Annotated in this window: 15 protein-coding genes; 9 read left to right on the forward strand and 6 right to left on the reverse strand. The window is 67.8% G+C overall.

The window, feature by feature from the left end:
• From E2F46_RS11330 to E2F46_RS11355, 6 genes are all read left to right on the forward strand, one after another.
• A complete protein-coding gene (locus E2F46_RS11330) occupies window positions 1-528 on the forward strand; it encodes a F0F1 ATP synthase subunit delta (RefSeq protein ID WP_133322196.1) in 528 nt (175 codons plus the stop codon).
• A gap of 90 nt (window positions 529-618) precedes the next feature.
• Entirely contained in the window at window positions 619-2,169 is a 1,551-nt protein-coding gene (atpA, locus tag E2F46_RS11335) for a F0F1 ATP synthase subunit alpha (RefSeq protein WP_133322197.1), read from the forward strand.
• 92 nt (window positions 2,170-2,261) lie between these two features.
• Window positions 2,262-3,125: a F0F1 ATP synthase subunit gamma gene (gene atpG / locus E2F46_RS11340; protein WP_133322198.1), complete on the forward strand. Its 864-nt coding sequence runs from the start codon at window positions 2,262-2,264 to the stop codon at window positions 3,123-3,125.
• A 37-nt stretch (window positions 3,126-3,162) separates the two neighbouring features.
• Window positions 3,163-4,572 (forward strand): F0F1 ATP synthase subunit beta, encoded by a 1,410-nt coding sequence (gene atpD / locus E2F46_RS11345; protein WP_133322199.1) that lies wholly within the window; start codon window positions 3,163-3,165, stop codon window positions 4,570-4,572.
• 115 nt (window positions 4,573-4,687) lie between these two features.
• A complete protein-coding gene (locus E2F46_RS11350) occupies window positions 4,688-5,113 on the forward strand; it encodes a F0F1 ATP synthase subunit epsilon (protein ID WP_133322200.1) in 426 nt (141 codons plus the stop codon).
• Window positions 5,114-5,282: 169 nt separating this feature from the next.
• Window positions 5,283-6,470, forward strand: a complete 1,188-nt coding sequence (locus E2F46_RS11355; protein ID WP_165967440.1) for a DmpA family aminopeptidase — start codon at window positions 5,283-5,285, stop codon at window positions 6,468-6,470.
• A gap of 9 nt (window positions 6,471-6,479) precedes the next feature.
• On the opposite strand, the gene E2F46_RS11360 is transcribed toward E2F46_RS11355, so the two are convergent.
• Complete coding sequence (locus tag E2F46_RS11360; protein ID WP_133322201.1) at window positions 6,480-6,863, reverse strand: GtrA family protein; 384 nt, start codon at window positions 6,861-6,863, stop codon at window positions 6,480-6,482.
• Window positions 6,864-6,973: 110 nt separating this feature from the next.
• Here E2F46_RS11360 and E2F46_RS11365 point away from each other — a divergent pair, with 110 nt between their 5' ends.
• The 3 genes from E2F46_RS11365 to glmU are packed head-to-tail and all read left to right on the forward strand — an operon-like array spanning window position 6,974 to window position 10,160.
• Window positions 6,974-7,459, forward strand: coding sequence for a hypothetical protein (locus tag E2F46_RS11365; RefSeq protein ID WP_133322202.1), 486 nt, complete (start codon window positions 6,974-6,976; stop codon window positions 7,457-7,459).
• Complete coding sequence (locus E2F46_RS11370) at window positions 7,446-8,777, forward strand: hypothetical protein (protein WP_133322203.1); 1,332 nt, start codon at window positions 7,446-7,448, stop codon at window positions 8,775-8,777. Before E2F46_RS11365 ends, E2F46_RS11370 begins: the two co-directional genes overlap by 14 nt.
• 15 nt (window positions 8,778-8,792) lie before the next feature.
• Window positions 8,793-10,160, forward strand: a complete 1,368-nt coding sequence (gene glmU, locus E2F46_RS11375) for a bifunctional UDP-N-acetylglucosamine diphosphorylase/glucosamine-1-phosphate N-acetyltransferase GlmU (RefSeq protein WP_133322204.1) — start codon at window positions 8,793-8,795, stop codon at window positions 10,158-10,160.
• A 165-nt stretch (window positions 10,161-10,325) separates the two neighbouring features.
• Here the strand turns inward: glmU and E2F46_RS11380 are convergent, their stop codons facing one another.
• The 5 genes from E2F46_RS11380 to E2F46_RS11400 form a co-directional block, all read right to left on the reverse strand.
• Window positions 10,326-11,648, reverse strand: a complete 1,323-nt coding sequence (locus tag E2F46_RS11380) for a sensor histidine kinase (protein WP_243720399.1) — start codon at window positions 11,646-11,648, stop codon at window positions 10,326-10,328.
• A 10-nt stretch (window positions 11,649-11,658) separates the two neighbouring features.
• Window positions 11,659-12,996, reverse strand: a complete 1,338-nt coding sequence (locus tag E2F46_RS11385; protein WP_133322205.1) for a sigma-54-dependent transcriptional regulator — start codon at window positions 12,994-12,996, stop codon at window positions 11,659-11,661.
• A 30-nt stretch (window positions 12,997-13,026) separates the two neighbouring features.
• Window positions 13,027-13,482, reverse strand: coding sequence for a nuclear transport factor 2 family protein (locus E2F46_RS11390; protein ID WP_165967441.1), 456 nt, complete (start codon window positions 13,480-13,482; stop codon window positions 13,027-13,029).
• A gap of 48 nt (window positions 13,483-13,530) precedes the next feature.
• Entirely contained in the window at window positions 13,531-14,763 is a 1,233-nt protein-coding gene (locus tag E2F46_RS11395; protein WP_133322207.1) for an ABC transporter permease, read from the reverse strand.
• A gap of 141 nt (window positions 14,764-14,904) precedes the next feature.
• Window positions 14,905-16,206, reverse strand: coding sequence for an ABC transporter permease (locus tag E2F46_RS11400; RefSeq protein ID WP_133322208.1), 1,302 nt, complete (start codon window positions 16,204-16,206; stop codon window positions 14,905-14,907).
• Between the last annotated feature and the right edge of the window lie 25 nt (window positions 16,207-16,231).

A 16,231-nucleotide genomic window follows, 5' to 3' on the forward strand; every position in this document is an offset into this window, starting at 1 on the left:
ATGAGCCAGGCCCTCACGCTCGCCCGTCCGTACGCCCGCGCCGCCTTCGGCCTCGCGCGCGATGCCGGTGCGTTCGCAGGCTGGTCCGACGCGCTCGGGTTTGCCGCGCGCGTCGCCGCCGATCCGCAGGCCGCCGCGCTGCTCGGCCATCCGGCGCTGGGCCGCGACGATGCCGTCGCGCTGCTCGCCGTCGACGCCGCGCCGCAGGCGTTCAACGACTTCCTCGCATTGCTGGCCGACAACCGCCGCCTGGCGCTGTTGCCGGAAATCGCGGGGTTGTACGAAGAGCTGCGCGCCGAGGCCGAGCATGTGGTGAAGGCCAAGGTCACCTCCGCGTCGGCGCTGCCGGCGGCGGAACTCGACGGCATCAAGGCCGCGCTGAAGAAGCGTTTCGGCCGCGAGGTCGAGGTCGAGGCGGCGATCGACGAAAGCCTGATCGGCGGCGCGGTGATCGCGGCCGGCGACACGGTGATCGACGGCTCGCTGCGCGGCAAGCTCTCGCGCCTGCAATCGGCGTTGGCAAATTGATCCTGAATTCGTAGGGCGGGTTTCGACCCGCCTTCACGGAACGCAAAAAACCCAAGGCGGGCCAAGGCCCGCCCTACAGGAAACGAAGCAATGGCAACCACCACGCTCAACCCGTCCGAAATCAGCGAACTGATCAAGACCCGCATCGAGAAGGTCAAGCTGGCCGCCGAGGCGCGCAACGAAGGCACGGTCACCTCGGTATCCGACGGCATCGTGCGCATCCACGGCCTGGCCGACGTGATGCAGGGCGAAATGATCGAACTGCCGGACAACACGTTCGCGCTGGCGCTGAACCTCGAGCGCGACTCGGTCGGCGCCGTGGTGCTGGGCGACTACGAGCACCTGCGCGAAGGCGACACCGCCAAGACCACCGGCCGCATCCTCGAAGTGCCGACCGGCCCCGAGCTGCTGGGCCGCGTGGTCAACGCACTGGGCGAGCCAATCGACGGCAAGGGCCCGATCGACGCCAAGGTCTCGGCGCCGGTGGAGCGCGTGGCGCCGGGCGTGATCTGGCGCAAGTCGGTCGACCAGCCGGTGCAGACCGGCTACAAGTCGGTCGACGCGATGATCCCGATCGGCCGCGGCCAGCGCGAGCTGGTCATCGGCGACCGCCAGACCGGCAAGACCGCGATGGCGATCGACGCCGTGATCAACCAGAAGGGCACCGGCATCAAGTGCGTGTACGTCGCCATCGGCCAGAAGGCCTCGACGGTGGCCAACATCGTGCGCAAGCTGGAAGAGAACGGCGCGTTGGCGCACACCGTGGTGGTCGCCGCCACCGCATCCGAGTCGGCCGCGATGCAGTACATCAGCGCCTACTCCGGCTGCACGATGGGCGAGTACTTCATGGACCGCGGCCAGGATGCGCTGATCGTGTACGACGACCTGTCCAAGCAGGCCGTCGCCTACCGCCAGATCTCGCTGCTGCTGCGTCGCCCGCCGGGCCGCGAAGCCTACCCGGGCGACGTGTTCTACCTGCACAGCCGCCTGCTCGAGCGCGCCGCGCGCGTGTCCGAGGCCTACGTCGAGAAGTTCACCAATGGCGAAGTGAAGGGCAAGACCGGCTCGCTCACCGCGCTGCCGATCATCGAGACCCAGGCCGGCGACGTGTCCGCCTTCGTGCCGACCAACGTGATCTCGATCACCGACGGCCAGATCTTCCTCGAGACCGACCTGTTCAACGCCGGCATCCGCCCGGCCGTGAACGCCGGCATCTCGGTGTCGCGCGTGGGTGGCGCGGCGCAGACCAAGATCATCAAGAAGCTGTCGGGCGGCATCCGCATCGCGCTCGCCCAGTACCGTGAGCTGGCCGCGTTCGCGCAGTTCGCCTCGGACCTGGACGACGCCACCCGCAAGCAGCTCGAGCGCGGCCAGCGCGTGACCGAGCTGATGAAGCAGAAGCAGTACCAGCCGATGTCGATCGCCGACCAGGCGCTGTCGATCTACGCGGTCGACAAGGGCTACCTGGACGACGTGCCGGTCAACAAGATCCTCGCGTTCGAAGAGGCGCTGCACGCGCACTTCGCCAACACCGCCGGCGCGCTGCTCGACAAGGTCAACGCCAGCGGCGACTGGAACGACGAGATCGAGGCCGCGTTCAAGGGCGGCATCGAGGACTTCAAGAAGACCGGCAGCTGGTGATCGCGGTTTCGTAGGGCGGGCGCTGGCCCGCACCGGAGAAAGCGTAGCGTTGCAATGGCGGGCCAAGGCCCGCCCTACCGAGAAGAGAAGAGATGGCAGGCGGAAGGGAAATCAAGACCAAGATCAAGAGCGTGCAGAACACCCGCAAGGTGACGCGCGCGCTGGAGATGGTCTCGGCCTCGAAGATCCGCAAGGCGCAGGATCGGATGAAGGCCTCGCGCCCGTACGCGCGCGCGATGAAGCAGGTCATCGGCCACCTGGCGCAGGCCAACTCCGAGTTCCAGCACCCGTACCTGGTCGAGCGCAAGGACATCCGGCGCGTCGGCTACGTCATCGTGTCGTCCGACCGCGGCCTGGCCGGCGGCCTCAACAACAACCTGTTCCGCAAGCTGCTGGGCGAGTTCCGCCAGTGGCAGGAAAAGGGCGTCGAGGTGGACGTGGTGACCATCGGCCAGAAGGCCTCGGTGTTCTTCCGCCGGATCAAGGTCGACATGCTGGCCACGGTCACGCACCTGGGCGACACGCCGCAGGTCGAGCAGCTGGTCGGCGTGATCAAGGTGATGCTGGACGCCTACGACAGCGGCAAGGTCGACAAGGTGTTCCTGAGCTACAACGACTTCGTCAACACCATGGTGCAGCGCGCCGCGTTCGACCAGCTGCTGCCGTTGCCGGCCTCGGACGAGGTGGTCGCCAGCCACGACTGGGACTACATCTACGAGCCCGACGCGCAGGCGGTGCTGGAGCACGTGCTGACCCGTTACATCGAGTCACTGGTGTACCAGGCGGTGATGGAGAACGTCGCCTCCGAGCACGCCGCGCGCATGGTCGCGATGAAGTCCGCCAGCGACAACGCCACCAAGCTGATCGATACGCTCAACCTGGTCTACAACAAGGCCCGGCAGGCGGCGATCACCCAGGAAATCTCCGAAATCGTCGGCGGCGCGGCGGCAGTCTGACCGCGCCACCACAGAATTCATCTAGAGGAATGCAGCAATGAGTCAGGGCAAGATCGTTCAGATCATCGGCGCCGTCGTCGACGTCGAGTTCCCGCGCGCGGACGTGCCGAAGGTGTACGACGCACTGAAGGTGCAGGGCACCGAGATCACGCTCGAGGTGCAGCAGCAGCTCGGCGACGGCGTGGTCCGCACGATCGCCCTCGGCTCGACCGACGGCCTGAAGCGCAACCTGCTGGCCGACAACACCGGCCGCGCGATCTCGGTGCCGGTCGGCATCGGCACGCTGGGCCGCATCATGGACGTGCTGGGCAACCCGATCGACGAGGCCGGCCCGGTCAAGGCCGACACCGCGTGGGAAATTCACCGTGCCGCGCCGAGCTACGAAGACCAGGCTTCGACCACCGAGCTGCTGGAAACCGGCATCAAGGTGATCGACCTGATGTGCCCGTTCGCCAAGGGCGGCAAGGTCGGCCTGTTCGGCGGCGCCGGCGTGGGCAAGACCGTCAACATGATGGAACTGATCAACAACATCGCGACCGAGCACAGCGGCCTGTCGGTGTTCGCCGGCGTGGGCGAGCGTACCCGCGAAGGCAATGACTTCTACCACGAGATGCAGGAGTCGGGCGTCGTCAACGTGGAAGAGCACGCCAAGTCCAAGGTGGCGATGGTGTACGGCCAGATGAACGAGCCGCCGGGCAACCGCCTGCGCGTCGCGCTGACCGGCCTGACCATGGCCGAGTACTTCCGCGACGAAGGCCGCGACGTACTGCTGTTCGTCGACAACATCTACCGCTACACGCTGGCCGGTACCGAAGTGTCGGCGCTGCTGGGCCGCATGCCGTCGGCGGTGGGCTACCAGCCGACGCTGGCCGAGGAGATGGGCGTGCTGCAGGAGCGCATCACCTCGACCAAGACCGGTTCGATCACCTCGATCCAGGCCGTGTACGTGCCCGCGGACGACCTGACCGACCCGTCGCCGGCGACCACCTTCGCCCACCTCGACGCGACCGTGGTGCTCTCCCGCAACATCGCGTCGCTGGGCATCTACCCGGCGGTGGATCCGCTGGACTCGACCAGCCGCCAGCTGGACCCGAACGTCATCGGCCACGAGCACTACGACACCGCGCGCCGGGTGCAGGCGACGCTGCAGAAGTACAAGGAGCTCAAGGACATCATCGCGATCCTGGGCATGGACGAGCTGTCGGAAGAGGACAAGCTGGCCGTGGCCCGCGCGCGCAAGATCGAGCGCTTCTTCTCGCAGCCGTTCACGGTGGCGCAGGTGTTCACCGGCTCGCCGGGCAAGTACGTGTCGCTGAAGGACACCATCCGCGGCTTCAAGGGCATCGTGGAAGGCGAATACGACCACCTGCCGGAGCAGGCGTTCTACATGGTCGGCGGCATCGAGGAAGCGGTCGAGAAGGCGAAGAAGCTCGCCGAGAAGGCCTGATCCTGTTCCCTCCCCCGCGTGCGGGGGAGGGTTAGGGTGGGGCCTTCGCGCCCGTCGCCCTCACCCCTGCCCTCTTCCGTGAACGGGAGAGGGGGAAACGGAAGAGAATCGCGTTATGAGCAGCACCATCCGTTGCGACATCGTCAGCGCCGAAGCCGAGATCTTCCAGGGCGAAGCGACCCTGGTCGTGGCGACCGGCGAACTGGGTGAGCTCGGCATCGCGCCGCGCCACGCGCCGCTGATCACGCGGCTCAAGCCCGGCAAGGTCGTGGTCACGCAGCCCGACGGCAGCGTGCTGGACTTCGCCATCGGTGGCGGCATCCTCGAGGTGCAGCCGCAGGTGGTGACGATCCTGGCCGATACCGCGATCCGCGCCGACGACATCGACGAGGCCAAGGTGCGCGCGGCGAAGGAAGAGGCCGAGCGCATCCTCGCCGGCCGCGGCGAAGCGATGGAAGTCGCCGAGGCGCAGGCCAAGCTGGCGGAATCTCTGGCGCAGTTGCAGGCGCTCGAGCGCCTGCGCAAGAACCTCAAGCACTGACCTGCGGTTTCCCGCAATGCGGTCCAGGAAACGCCGGCCTCGTGCCGGCGTTTTCGTTGGCGCGCCCTTTGGCCGGAAGCGGCCGTTCCATCGCGTGTGGCCGCGTGATGGAACGGGTGCGGATCGCGTTGCGGCAGAATGTCGTCATCACGGCAGCCGGGACACGGGAATGGACGGAGCATCGCGCACGAAATGCGGCCACATCTGGCTGGCAGTCCTGTTGCTCGCAATGCCGCCGCCGTCGACGCTTGCTGCCGATGACGCGCGCCCCCGCGCCCGTGACGCGGGCGTGGTGGTCGGCACCTTGCCGCCGGGCCCACGCAACGCCATCGTCGACGTGCCGGGCGTCCGCGTCGGGCACGCGACCGTGGTCGAGGGCGATGCGATCCGCACCGGCGTCACCGCCATCGTGCCGCACGGCGGCGACCTGTTCCGCGACCGGGTGCCGGCGGCGATCGTGGTCGGCAACGGCTTCGGCAAGCTGCTGGGCGTCACCCAGGTACAGGAACTGGGCGAACTGGAGACGCCGATCCTGCTCACCGGCACGCTCGGCGTGTGGCGCGTGGCCGACGCCCTGGTCGACTGGCAACTGGCGCTGCCGGGCAACGAGAACGTCCGTTCTCTCAACCCGGTGGTCGGCGAGACCAACGATGGCTTCCTCAACGACATCCGCGCACGCCGCGTGGATGGCGATCACGTCCGCGCGGCGCTGGCAGCGGCGACGACGGAGGATGTGCAGGAAGGCAGTGTGGGTGCCGGCACCGGCACCATCGCCTTCGGCTGGAAGGGCGGCATCGGGACCAGCTCGCGCCGGCTGGGGGACGATGCTGGCGGCCACACGGTTGGCGTCCTCGTGCAGAGCAACTACGGCGGTCGGCTGACGATCGCCGGCGTGCCGGTGGGCGACGACTTGCCCGATCCGCAAAGCCTTGTCGCACGAGCCGGCGCTGGCGTGCCGCCGGCCACCGGCGATGGCAGCATCATGATCGTCGTCGCCACCGATGCGCCGCTCGACGACCGCCTGCTGCGCCGGCTGGCCACGCGCGCACTGGCGGGGCTGGCACGCACCGGCGCATCGATGAGCAACGGTTCGGGCGACTACGTGATCGCGTTCTCCACCGCGCCCACCGCGCGCCGCGCGCCGCTGTCGCCCCGCCACGCGCTGGAGCTGCTGTCGAACGAGGCGATGGCGCCGCTGTTCGTCGCCGTCGCCGAGGCCACCGAGGAAGCCATCGTCAATTCGATGTTCCGCGCCACCACCGTGTCAGGGCATCGTGGCACCGTGCCCGCATTGCCGCTGGATCGAGTGCTGCCGTTGCTGCGGCAGGCAGGCGCCGTGCGCGACGCGCCGCACTGACGGCAGCCGTCAGCGATAGACGATGTGTCGCCACAGGAAGAACGCGACCACGGCCAGCCCCCCTTCCACCAGCGGCTTCGCCGCCCAGGCCAGCTGCAGCCCCAGCCGCGCATCGACCCACGCGACCAGCACGGTGCTCGCCACAGTCAACAGCGACCACAGCGCCACGAAGCGCGCGAAACGACGCCATCCCAATCGCGCGCCATGTCCGTCCCGGAACGTGAAGCGGCCATTCAACCAGAACCCGAGCAGTGCCCCGCTGATGCGGCCGAAGACGTTCGCGGGAACGATGGGCATGCCCAGCGCGCTGCAGGCGACGAACACGCACCAGTCCAGCAGCAGCTGGCCCAGCCCGGCGACGACGTAGATCCCGCCTTGGTTCGCAAGCCTCATGCCGGGGAATCGGGTGGGTTCGCAGTGACATTCATGCGGCACTATGATGCGGTCATCCGCGCGCAAATGCAGCGCACGGCTGGCCAGGACGCGGACACGAGGGCCCATCGTTGGAACCAGAGGCAAACCGCCGCGGCACCTGCCTGCGTATCGCGCCGCCCGTGGTGCTGGCGATGACGCTGGTGTTGGCCGTGGTGCTGCCGTGGGTGGGGCATGGCGTGTCCAACAAGGCGCATCCCGGTCCAGTGCCCGCATACCAGCAGGCCGGCTTGCGCAGCGCGCTGGAAGACTGCCGGGTCGCGGAAGGAAGCGCCTTCGTGCGTGGCTGGGCGTATGTCGAGGGAGAGCTGGGCGTGCGCAGGATCGATGTCTACCTGACGTCGGGCGAGTACAGCGTCCGCCTGCCGTCGCGGGTCGGGCGAAGGGAGGATGTCGCGGTGGCGGTCGGCAGGCCGGTCACGCACGACGCGCTGCATGACGGCGTCTCCGCGGGATCGTCGCGGCTGTCCGGTACACCACCACTGGCGTGGACGGTGACGTTCATCCGCAAGGCGGCGGACGGGCGCGTGCTTGGAGCTGCGCATGCCTGTACCTGAAGCAGGGCGGCGCTGGCGCGGGGTGGAGGCCGTATCCGCGGTCCTGTTGTGCGTCCTTTGCATCGCAATCGGGCTGCGCCTTGGCCTGCAGGGTGCCGACGACGACCAGTACTTCCTGCACGCCCTCGACGATCGCGGACTGTTCGAGTTCCTCGCGTCCCGCTACCGCGAGTGGACGGGGCGGATCCTGCTCGAGGGTGCATTGGCGGCCACCATCGGAGTGGCGGCCGTTTGGAAAACCCTGATTCCGGCCACTTTCCTCGGGACGGCGTGGTGTATCTGGCGGTTGACACTCTCCAGGCAGCTGCCGATGGCGTCCGGCACCCTGGTCGTGGCGGTGATGCTGCTGCTGATCCACCGGCAAGTGCTGTACGAAGCGGCCTTCTGGGTCACGGGGTTCTACAACTACCTGCTGCCCGTGTTCATGGGGCTGCTGTCGATCACTCTGCTGTGTTCCGCAACACGTCGCCGGCCCATTGCCGTGGCCGTCGCGGCGTGCGTGGCCATCATTGCCTGCCAGGCCGAGCAGGTCGCATTTGCCTTGCTCGCGGTGATGTCCGTGCGAACGTTGTTGCGACGGATGCGGCATGAATCGTTGGAAGGCGAACTTGTTGTCCTGTTCGCAGGCGGCGCATCAGCGGCCGCGTCGTTGCTGGCGCCGGGCAACGCACTGCGCCATGTCGCCGAGCTGCGCTGGTTCCCGGAACATGTCGACCTTGAGTGGTCGGCAAAGTGGCTGCTCGGGCTGGACCGTCTGAACGTGCATGCCCAGAGCCCGGCGAACCTGCTGCTGGTGCTGCTGGCTGCCTTGGCGGCCTGGTTGACCCCGCGCATGTGCAGGACAGCCACCGCAAGGGTGGCGGCGGGGATCCTCGTGCTTTATGTCGCCAGCGCCGTGGTATCGGTGTTGCTGCGACTGCCCGGACTCGAGGGTTGGCCGAGGCTGGGTGGGGTGGCGGCGCCGCTCGAGCCCGCGGAGTGGATGGCGGGCGGCATCTTCGTGTCCATGGGCTTCACCATCGCGGTTCTGGGTGCGCTGGTGGCCAGTGCCGCATGCCGGGCGAAGGATCTCGACAGCCTGATCGTGGGTGCAGGCCTGCCTGCGCTTGCCGTCGCGTCGACGATGCTGGTTGCGCTCTCGCCTACAATCCACGCATCCGGATTCCGCATCCTGTTCGTGGGCGACCTGCTGCTGGTACTGCATGCCGCAATGCTGGTCTCCACCACGCTGGAACTACGGCGCATGCGCGCAGCGCGGCATTGTCCGATGCATGTGCCGGATGCCGTCCATTCCGATCGAAGCGCAACACCCAACTGACGAGTATCTCCGCCCATGTCGAACCTGCTGCACGTCATCATCCTCGCCGCCGGCGAAGGCAAGCGCATGAAGTCGGCGTTGCCGAAGGTGCTGCAGAAAGTCGCCGGCCGGCCGATGCTGGCGCATGCCATCGCGGCCGCGCGCGCGCTGCAGCCGGCGGGCATCCATGTGGTGCATGGCCACGGGGGCGACCAGGTCCAGGCCGCCTTCGCCGACCAGGTCGACCTGGTCTGGGCCGAGCAGAAACAGCAACTGGGCACGGGCCATGCGGTGCAGCAGGCGATGCCGAACGTACCCGACGGCGCGCGCGTGCTGGTGCTGTACGGCGACGTGCCGTTGATCACCGCCGACACGCTGCGCCGCCTTCTTTCCAGCGAAGGGCGGCTGGCGCTGCTGGTGGCGGAGTTGGAAGACCCCACCGGATACGGCCGCATCCTGCGCAACGCCGAGGGCCATGTGGCGGCCGTTGTCGAGCAGAAGGATGCCACCGACGAGCAGCGCGCGATCCGGCTGGTGAACACTGGCGTGATCGCCGCGGATTCCACCGCACTGAAGGACTGGTTGTCGCGACTGTCGAACGACAACGCCCAAGGCGAGTATTACCTGACCGACGTCGCGGCGATGGCGGCGGGCGACTTCACCGCGGCCGAGATGGTCGAGGTCGACGATCCGCAGGAAACCGAGGGCGCGAACGACCCGTGGCAGCTCGCCCAGCTGGAACGCGCCTACCAGTCGCGGGCCGCGCGCGCGCTGTGCGCGCAGGGCGTGCGCTTCGCCGACCCGTCGCGCGTGGACATCCGCGGCGAGGTGCTCGTGGGCCAGGACGTCGAGATCGATGTCGACGTGGTGCTGGAAGGCCGGGTCGAACTGGGCGATGGCGTGCGCATCGGACCGTTCTGCCGGATCGCCAATGCCATCCTGGCGAGCGGGACGGAAGTGCATGCGCATTGCGATATCGATGGCGCAAGGACCGAAGGCGCGGTGTCGATCGGTCCCTACGCGCGCCTGCGCACCGGCACCGTGCTGGCCGACGGCGTGCGCATCGGCAACTTCGTCGAAACCAAGAACACGGTGTTGGGCGTGGGCAGCAAGGCCAACCACCTGACCTATCTGGGCGATGCCGTGGTGGGGAAAAAGGTGAACATCGGCGCCGGCACCATCACCTGCAACTACGATGGCGTGAACAAGTCACGCACGACGATCGCCGATGGTGCGTTCATCGGCTCGAACTCTGCGCTGGTGGCACCGGTCACCATTGGCGCGGGCGCCACGGTGGGCGCGGGATCGGTGATTACCAAGGATGCACCGGACGGCGAACTGACGGTCGCCCGGGCGCGGCAGGCGACGCTGGAGGGTTGGCGGCGGCCGGTGAAGAAGTCGTAGGGCGGGCCCCGGCCCGCCATTGCACATGCGGTCGGCTTGATCCCGTCGGGGTCACGCACGATTTCCTGTGGAGAACGCCGCCCTGACGTCGGTTCTGGTGCGTGAATGGCGATGGTTCGCCGCCGATACGCGTGGGGACGCGTTCATCCACGTGGCTGCCCGGCGTTACGACTGGCTTGGCGCCGGCAGCACCATCGACACGCACAACCCGCCGCCATCGCGGTTGAGCAGGGCGATGCGGCCGCCATGCGCTTCCGCGATCTCGCGCGACAGGGCCAGCCCGAGCCCGGTGCCGCTGCGCTTGGTCGAATAGAACGGCAGCAGGGCATTGGACAGCACCGACTCGTTCATGCCGCTGCCGCGATCGAGCACGTCGATGCGCCAGCCATCGGCCACCCGCCGCACCGCCAGCGATACCGCATCGTGCGCCGAGCCGGATTCGTGCGCATTCTTCAGCAGGTTCAGCATTGCCTGCTCCATCTGCGCAGGGTCGAAGCGCAGGGTCTCATCCGGGATGGCGCCCTCGATCGCGAAATCCACCTGCGTGCGCAGCTTCTCGACGAAGACGGGCAGGCGCACCGGCTCCCCGCGCGGCGTGGGCAGCTTGGCGAAGCGCGCGTAGTCGCGCAGGAAACCTTCGAGGTGGCGGGCGCGCTCCTCGATGGTGGCCAGTGCGATCGGCAGCTTCTCGTGCTGGCCGCGGCGCAGCAGTTCCGCACCCGAATGCGCCAGCGAGGCGATCGGCGCCAGCGAGTTGTTGAGCTCGTGGCTGATCACGCGGATCACCTTCTTCCACGTTTGCACTTCCTGCCGCCGCAGTTCGGCGGTCATCTGCCGCAGCAGCACCAGCTCGTGGATACGGCCGTTGAGGCGGAACATCCGCCGGGCGAGGTGGTAGATGTCCTCGTGGTCCTCGTCACCGACGGTGAACATGCCGTCGCCGCCGCGTGCGAAGGCGTCGCGCACGGCGGGCGGCGCGTCGTGGAGCAACGCGTCCAGCGAGCCGCCTTCCAGCTTGCGGCCGTCGCCCATCATCTTGCGTGCGGCCAGGTTGCCCAGTACCACGCGCCGGTTGGGGTCGAGCAGCAGCATGCCCACGGGCGTGTTCTGCACCATCGTGTCCAGCAGCAGCTCGCGTTGCACCAAGGCGACGCGCTGTTCGCGCAGGGCGTGGCCCAGTTCGTTGTGCGCATCGACCAGTTCGATCAGGTCGCCATAGCGGTCCCAGGTGATGCCGAAGTTGAAATCGCCGTCGCGGTAGCCGGCCACGGTGCCGGCGAGCGCCCGGAACAACGCGCGCAGCGGCACGAAGGTGCGCCAGACCACCAGTCCGGCGATGCCGCCGACCAGCACCGTGGCGGACGCAGCCGCGGCCCAGGGCGAAAGCCATTCGACCAGCACGGCAGTCGCGACGGCGGTGGCGGCCACCGCCATGATCGCCAGTGCCACCATGCGGATCGCCAGCGGCAGGACGCGGAGGATGCGCATCGCGGCGACGTCAACCGCGCGGGATGCCGAGCCGGTCGAGCCGACGGTACAGCGCCTGGCGCGACAGGCCGAGATCGGCGGCAGCCTGCGCCAGCACGCCTCCGTTGCGCTGCAACGCGGCCTCGATCGTGGCGCGATCGGGTTCGTCACCGCTTGCCGGGGCATGGCCAGCGACGGACGGCAGGCCAAGCGCCTCGGCCTCGATGCGTTCGCCCGACAGCAGCGCTGCGCGCTGCACGCTGTTGCGCAGTTCACGCACGTTGCCAGGCCACGCGTGGCGCAGCAGAGCGCGTTCGGCGCCTTCCGTGAACTTCTTGTCGGCCGGCAGGAAGTGGCGCGCAAGCGGCAGGATGTCGCGCGGTCGCTTCGCCAGCGGCGGCAGGCGCAGTTCGATGGCGTTGAGGCGGTAGTAGAGGTCTTCGCGGAACTGGCCGTCGGCGATCATCGCCGCGAGGTCCGCATTGGTGGCGCTGACCACGCGCACGCGCACCGTGCGCTCCTGGTTGCCGCCCAGCCTCTGGAAGCGGCCCGTCTCCAGTACGCGCAACAGCTTCACCTGGCCCGCAGGCGGCAGCGTGCCGATCTCGTCCAGGAACAGCGTGCCGCCATCGGCGGCCTCGAACTTGCCAGTGCGTGTCTTGTTGCCGGCACCGGTGTAGGCCCCCGGCTCGGCGCCGAACAGTTCGGCCTCGATCAGTTCGCTCGGCAGCGCGCCGCAGTTCACCGCCACGAACGGGCCGGACTTCACCGCCGAGTTGTGGTGGATGATCTCGGCGAACTTTTCCTTGCCGGCGCCGTTGGGCCCGGTGACCAGTACCGGCAGTTCCGAGCGTGCGACCTGCAGCGCCAGCGACAGCACCGATTCGGTGGCGGCGTCGTCGTACACCAGTCCTCGCAGCTCGTGCTGCTGCGCCAGCGCACCGCGGCGGCGGCGTTCATCCGCGTTGCGCGCGGCCAGTTCGCGCTGCGCTTCCGCCAGCTCCAGCAGGTTGTTCACGCTGGCCAGCATCTTGTGGTCGTCCCACGGCTTGGCCACGTAGTCGGCGGCGCCGGCCTTGACCAGGTCGACCGCGGATTCGAGGTGGGTCCATGCCGTGAGCAGGATCACCGGCATGTCCGGGTGCTGCGCGCGGATCTGCCTGAACAGCGCCACGCCCTCGTCGCCGGACGTGGTGTCGGCGCGGAAGTTCATGTCCTGGATCACCAGGTCGATGCCGCCGCGCGCCAGCAGTTCCAGCCCGGCCTCGGGTGTTTCCGCGCTGCGCGTCTGGATGTCGTGCAGCGAGAACAGCATCTCCAGCGCGAGCGAGACGGACGGATTGTCGTCGATGACAAGGACGGTGGGCATGCGGGCCAGGACTACGAGATCGGCGGCAGGTCAGTCGCCGGCGGCACGGTGATCGTAGCTCAGAACATCCTTGAGCCACCATTTCCCGTCCTCCAGCACGTACACGCTGGTGAAGCGCGCGACCCCGGTCCGAACATCCGGCTTGCCGGGTTCGCGCAGATCGAACCAGTGCACGCCGCTGTGGATCGCGCCGTACAGCACGCCGCCATCATGCAGCGGGAAGACCTGCACGCTGCCCGGGTCGAGCACGCGGATCGGCTTCGGTCCGCTGGCCGGGCAGATGTTGGCCTGCATCGCAGCGAGGAAGGCGTTGCGGTCCTGCTGGCCGCCGACGTCATGGTAGAAGCGCAGCTGCGGATGGACCACGTCGGCGAGGGCGTCGAGGTCGCAATCGTTGAATCCCTGCCCGAACACGATCCGGTCCTGCGCGTCGATCGCCACATGCAGCGCCGACCCCGGCGGCTCCTGCGCAGGGCAGGGAGCCATCGCGAGCACGCAAGCGGCCATCAACGAAAGACTGGATGCACGCACGGCTCACACACTCCGCGTGGCAATGGCCGGCGGCACCGCCGCGGCGCGACGGGCAGGGCCGAAGACGGCGATCTGACCCAGCAGCCATAGCGCCACCGCGCCGACTGGCAGGTAGTGCAGCGGCAGCCTTGGCAACTCGTACTGGCTCATCAGGAACTGGTTGATGCCGTAGGCCGCCAGCATGCCCAGCACGATGCCGATGGTGGCCAGCAGGAAGTTCTCGGTCTGGAAATAGCGCAGGATCTGCCCCTTGGTCGCGCCCAGTGCGCGTCGCACGCCGATCTGCTTGGTGCGCTGCTGCACCCAGAAGCTTGCCAGTCCCACGATGCCCAGCGCGGTGATGAACAGCAGCGCCACGCAGACGATCGCCAGCAACCAGGCCATCGAGCGCTGCTGCTGGTAGAACTCCTGGCGCAGTTCCTCGAAGGTCTTGGTGTTGTCTTCCAAAATGATGCGGCGCGGACCGTTGTTGCGCAGCGCCTCGGTGGCGGCAGCCAGCACGTCGGCACGGCGTTCTGGGCTGGTGCGGATCACGTAATTGCCGCCGAGGTTGTAGGTGGCGCGGACGGGCATAATCAGCGAGTACTCGCGTGCCGCCGGACCGCCCTGCATGCTCGGGCGTACCAGGTGTTCGACAATGCCGACAATGCGGATCGGTTCATTGCCCCAGACGTAGATCGACTTGCCCAATGCATCCTCGCCCGGAAACAGACGTTCGGCCATCGCGCGCGTGGTGATGACGCTGGCCACCCTTGCGCCGCTGTCGGGCGTGTTGAGGGTTTCGAACGACTGGTACTCGTCCGCGGTGAAGTTGCGCCCGGAAACCAGGGTGAGGCCGAAGGCATCGAGGAAATGCTCTTCCCCCATGTAGGTGGTGGCGCTGAGCGTGGTGTTCTGCTGGTCGGGGTTCAGGCGTACGCCGCTGTTCCAAGAGGAGTTCACGAACGGCACCTGGTTCACGGTGGTGGCCGCGGTGACGCCAGGCATCTGTCGCAGCATCGCAAGGTCGGACCGCGTCTGCGCCTCGGCGTCTGCGTCATCGCCGATCGGCACCAGCTGGATGCGGACCATTTCGTTCTCGGCCAGGCCGCTGGTTTCGGTGACCTGCGAGATGCGCGTGCCGATCATGAACAGCGCGTTGCAGATGATGGCGCAGGTCAGCGCGATCTCCAGCACGATCAGCGCCGCGGCCGTCTTGTGGCGCATCAGGGTGGAGAGGATGGGGCGGATTTCCATGGTGGTTCTCCGGATTCTCGTCTTTCGCTCCTTCCCCCGCGTTGCGGGAGAAGGTCGGGATGGGCAATGTCTTGAGATGGACTGGCGTGGCGGCTTCGCCCCCGCCCCCAACCCTCCCCCGCAGGCGGGGGAGGGGGCAGGTCATTGCGACTTCAACTGGATTGCCGGCGTCACCTGCATCGCGCGCCAGGCGGGCAGCAGTCCGGCGAACAGGCTGGCGACGATGGCGATCGCGAACGTGGTCAGCAGCATGCCGAGGTCGAGCTGGGCAAGGTCGGCGTAACTGTTGGGCTGCTGGCGCACGGCCCATAGGCCCAGCAGCGACAGGCCAAGGCCGAGGATGCCGCCGGCCAGTCCGATCGTGCCGGCTTCCACCAGGCACTGCTTGAAGATCTCCATCCGCGACGCGCCCAGTGCGCGGCGCACGCCGATCTCGCTGCTGCGACGGAGGAACTTCGCCAACAGCAGGCCCACCGTGTTGAGCAGGCAGACCAGCAGGAAACCGAAGCCCAGCCACAGCTGCATCACCACGTCGCCGGGCACCACCTTGGTGAAGTCCAGCCATTCCATCACGTTGCGCAGGCGCACGTTCGGTTCGCGTTCGAAGCGGCCGGCATCGCGCTGTTGCTGCGAGTAGTTGACCAGGTAGTCGCGGTAGGCAGTGGCCTTGGCGGCGCTGTCCAGCTCCACCCAGTACTGGATCCACGCGCAGGGCGCGTTGAGCGTGGTGGAATCGCTGCCGCTGTCGCCCCAGCAATTCATGCTGCCGTTGCGCCCCAGCGACAGTTCGCGCGAGGTTGAGAACGGCAGGAAGGTTTCTTCCAGCTCACCGAAGCGGTCGCTGTAGAGGTCGTAGAAGCGTGGCGTGGGACGCCATTCCTCCAGCACGCCGACCACGGTGAAGTCGTTGCCCGACAGGGTGACCTGCCGACCAACACTGTTGGCGCCGCCGAACAGCTTGTCGTTGGTCTCCTTCGACAGCACCACGACCCGCGCGCTGGCGGCATCGTCGGCTTCGCTCCAGCCCGAGCCGAACGCGAACGGTGCCAGGAACATCGGGAAGAAGTCGGCGCTGGTGTAACGCGACGAGGCCATGAACGGCGTGAGGTCGGCGTTTTCCGGGGTCACCGTGACGCCACCACCCGTCATCATCGCCTGGCGGTCGCCGCGCTTCTCGCGCAGCAGGGTCTCCGAATCGAAGCGCGTCATCTGGTCCGAGGGCTCCTCGCCCGGGACGTGGCCGAACGCGCTCTCGGCGTCGAGCTGGACGTAGTACAGCTGGCTGCTCTTTTGCGGGATCGGGTCGCCGGACAGCACCCGGAACACGGTCAGCGTGGTCATGCACGCGCCGATGCCGAGCGCGATTGCCAGCACCATCAGCGCGGTGAGCACGCGGTTGCGCCGGAAGCTGCGCAGGGCGAGGTTGAAGTAGTAGCCGAACATGGATTGGCTCCGTAGGGCGGGCCTT

It is taken from the genome of Luteimonas aestuarii (genome assembly GCF_004357985.1).
In the GTDB taxonomy this organism is placed as follows: domain Bacteria; phylum Pseudomonadota; class Gammaproteobacteria; order Xanthomonadales; family Xanthomonadaceae; genus Luteimonas; species Luteimonas aestuarii.

Bases quoted from the DNA above. Each gene is read 5' to 3' on its own strand.
- atpG (WP_133322198.1), top strand. From the start codon at position 2,262: ATGGCAGGCGGAAGGGAAATCAAGACCAAGATCAAGAGCGTGCAGAAC.
- E2F46_RS11390 (WP_165967441.1), bottom strand. From the start codon at position 13,482: ATGGCTCCCTGCCCTGCGCAGGAGCCGCCGGGGTCGGCGCTGCATGTG.
- E2F46_RS11385 (WP_133322205.1), bottom strand. From the start codon at position 12,996: ATGCCCACCGTCCTTGTCATCGACGACAATCCGTCCGTCTCGCTCGCG.
- E2F46_RS11355 (WP_165967440.1), top strand. From the start codon at position 5,283: ATGGACGGAGCATCGCGCACGAAATGCGGCCACATCTGGCTGGCAGTC.
- E2F46_RS11395 (WP_133322207.1), bottom strand. From the start codon at position 14,763: ATGGAAATCCGCCCCATCCTCTCCACCCTGATGCGCCACAAGACGGCC.
- E2F46_RS11350 (WP_133322200.1), top strand. From the start codon at position 4,688: ATGAGCAGCACCATCCGTTGCGACATCGTCAGCGCCGAAGCCGAGATC.
- E2F46_RS11370 (WP_133322203.1), top strand. From the start codon at position 7,446: ATGCCTGTACCTGAAGCAGGGCGGCGCTGGCGCGGGGTGGAGGCCGTA.
- glmU (WP_133322204.1), top strand. From the start codon at position 8,793: ATGTCGAACCTGCTGCACGTCATCATCCTCGCCGCCGGCGAAGGCAAG.
- E2F46_RS11360 (WP_133322201.1), bottom strand. From the start codon at position 6,863: ATGAGGCTTGCGAACCAAGGCGGGATCTACGTCGTCGCCGGGCTGGGC.
- atpD (WP_133322199.1), top strand. From the start codon at position 3,163: ATGAGTCAGGGCAAGATCGTTCAGATCATCGGCGCCGTCGTCGACGTC.
- E2F46_RS11400 (WP_133322208.1), bottom strand. From the start codon at position 16,206: ATGTTCGGCTACTACTTCAACCTCGCCCTGCGCAGCTTCCGGCGCAAC.
- atpA (WP_133322197.1), top strand. From the start codon at position 619: ATGGCAACCACCACGCTCAACCCGTCCGAAATCAGCGAACTGATCAAG.
- E2F46_RS11330 (WP_133322196.1), top strand. From the start codon at position 1: ATGAGCCAGGCCCTCACGCTCGCCCGTCCGTACGCCCGCGCCGCCTTC.
- E2F46_RS11380 (WP_243720399.1), bottom strand. From the start codon at position 11,648: ATGCGCATCCTCCGCGTCCTGCCGCTGGCGATCCGCATGGTGGCACTG.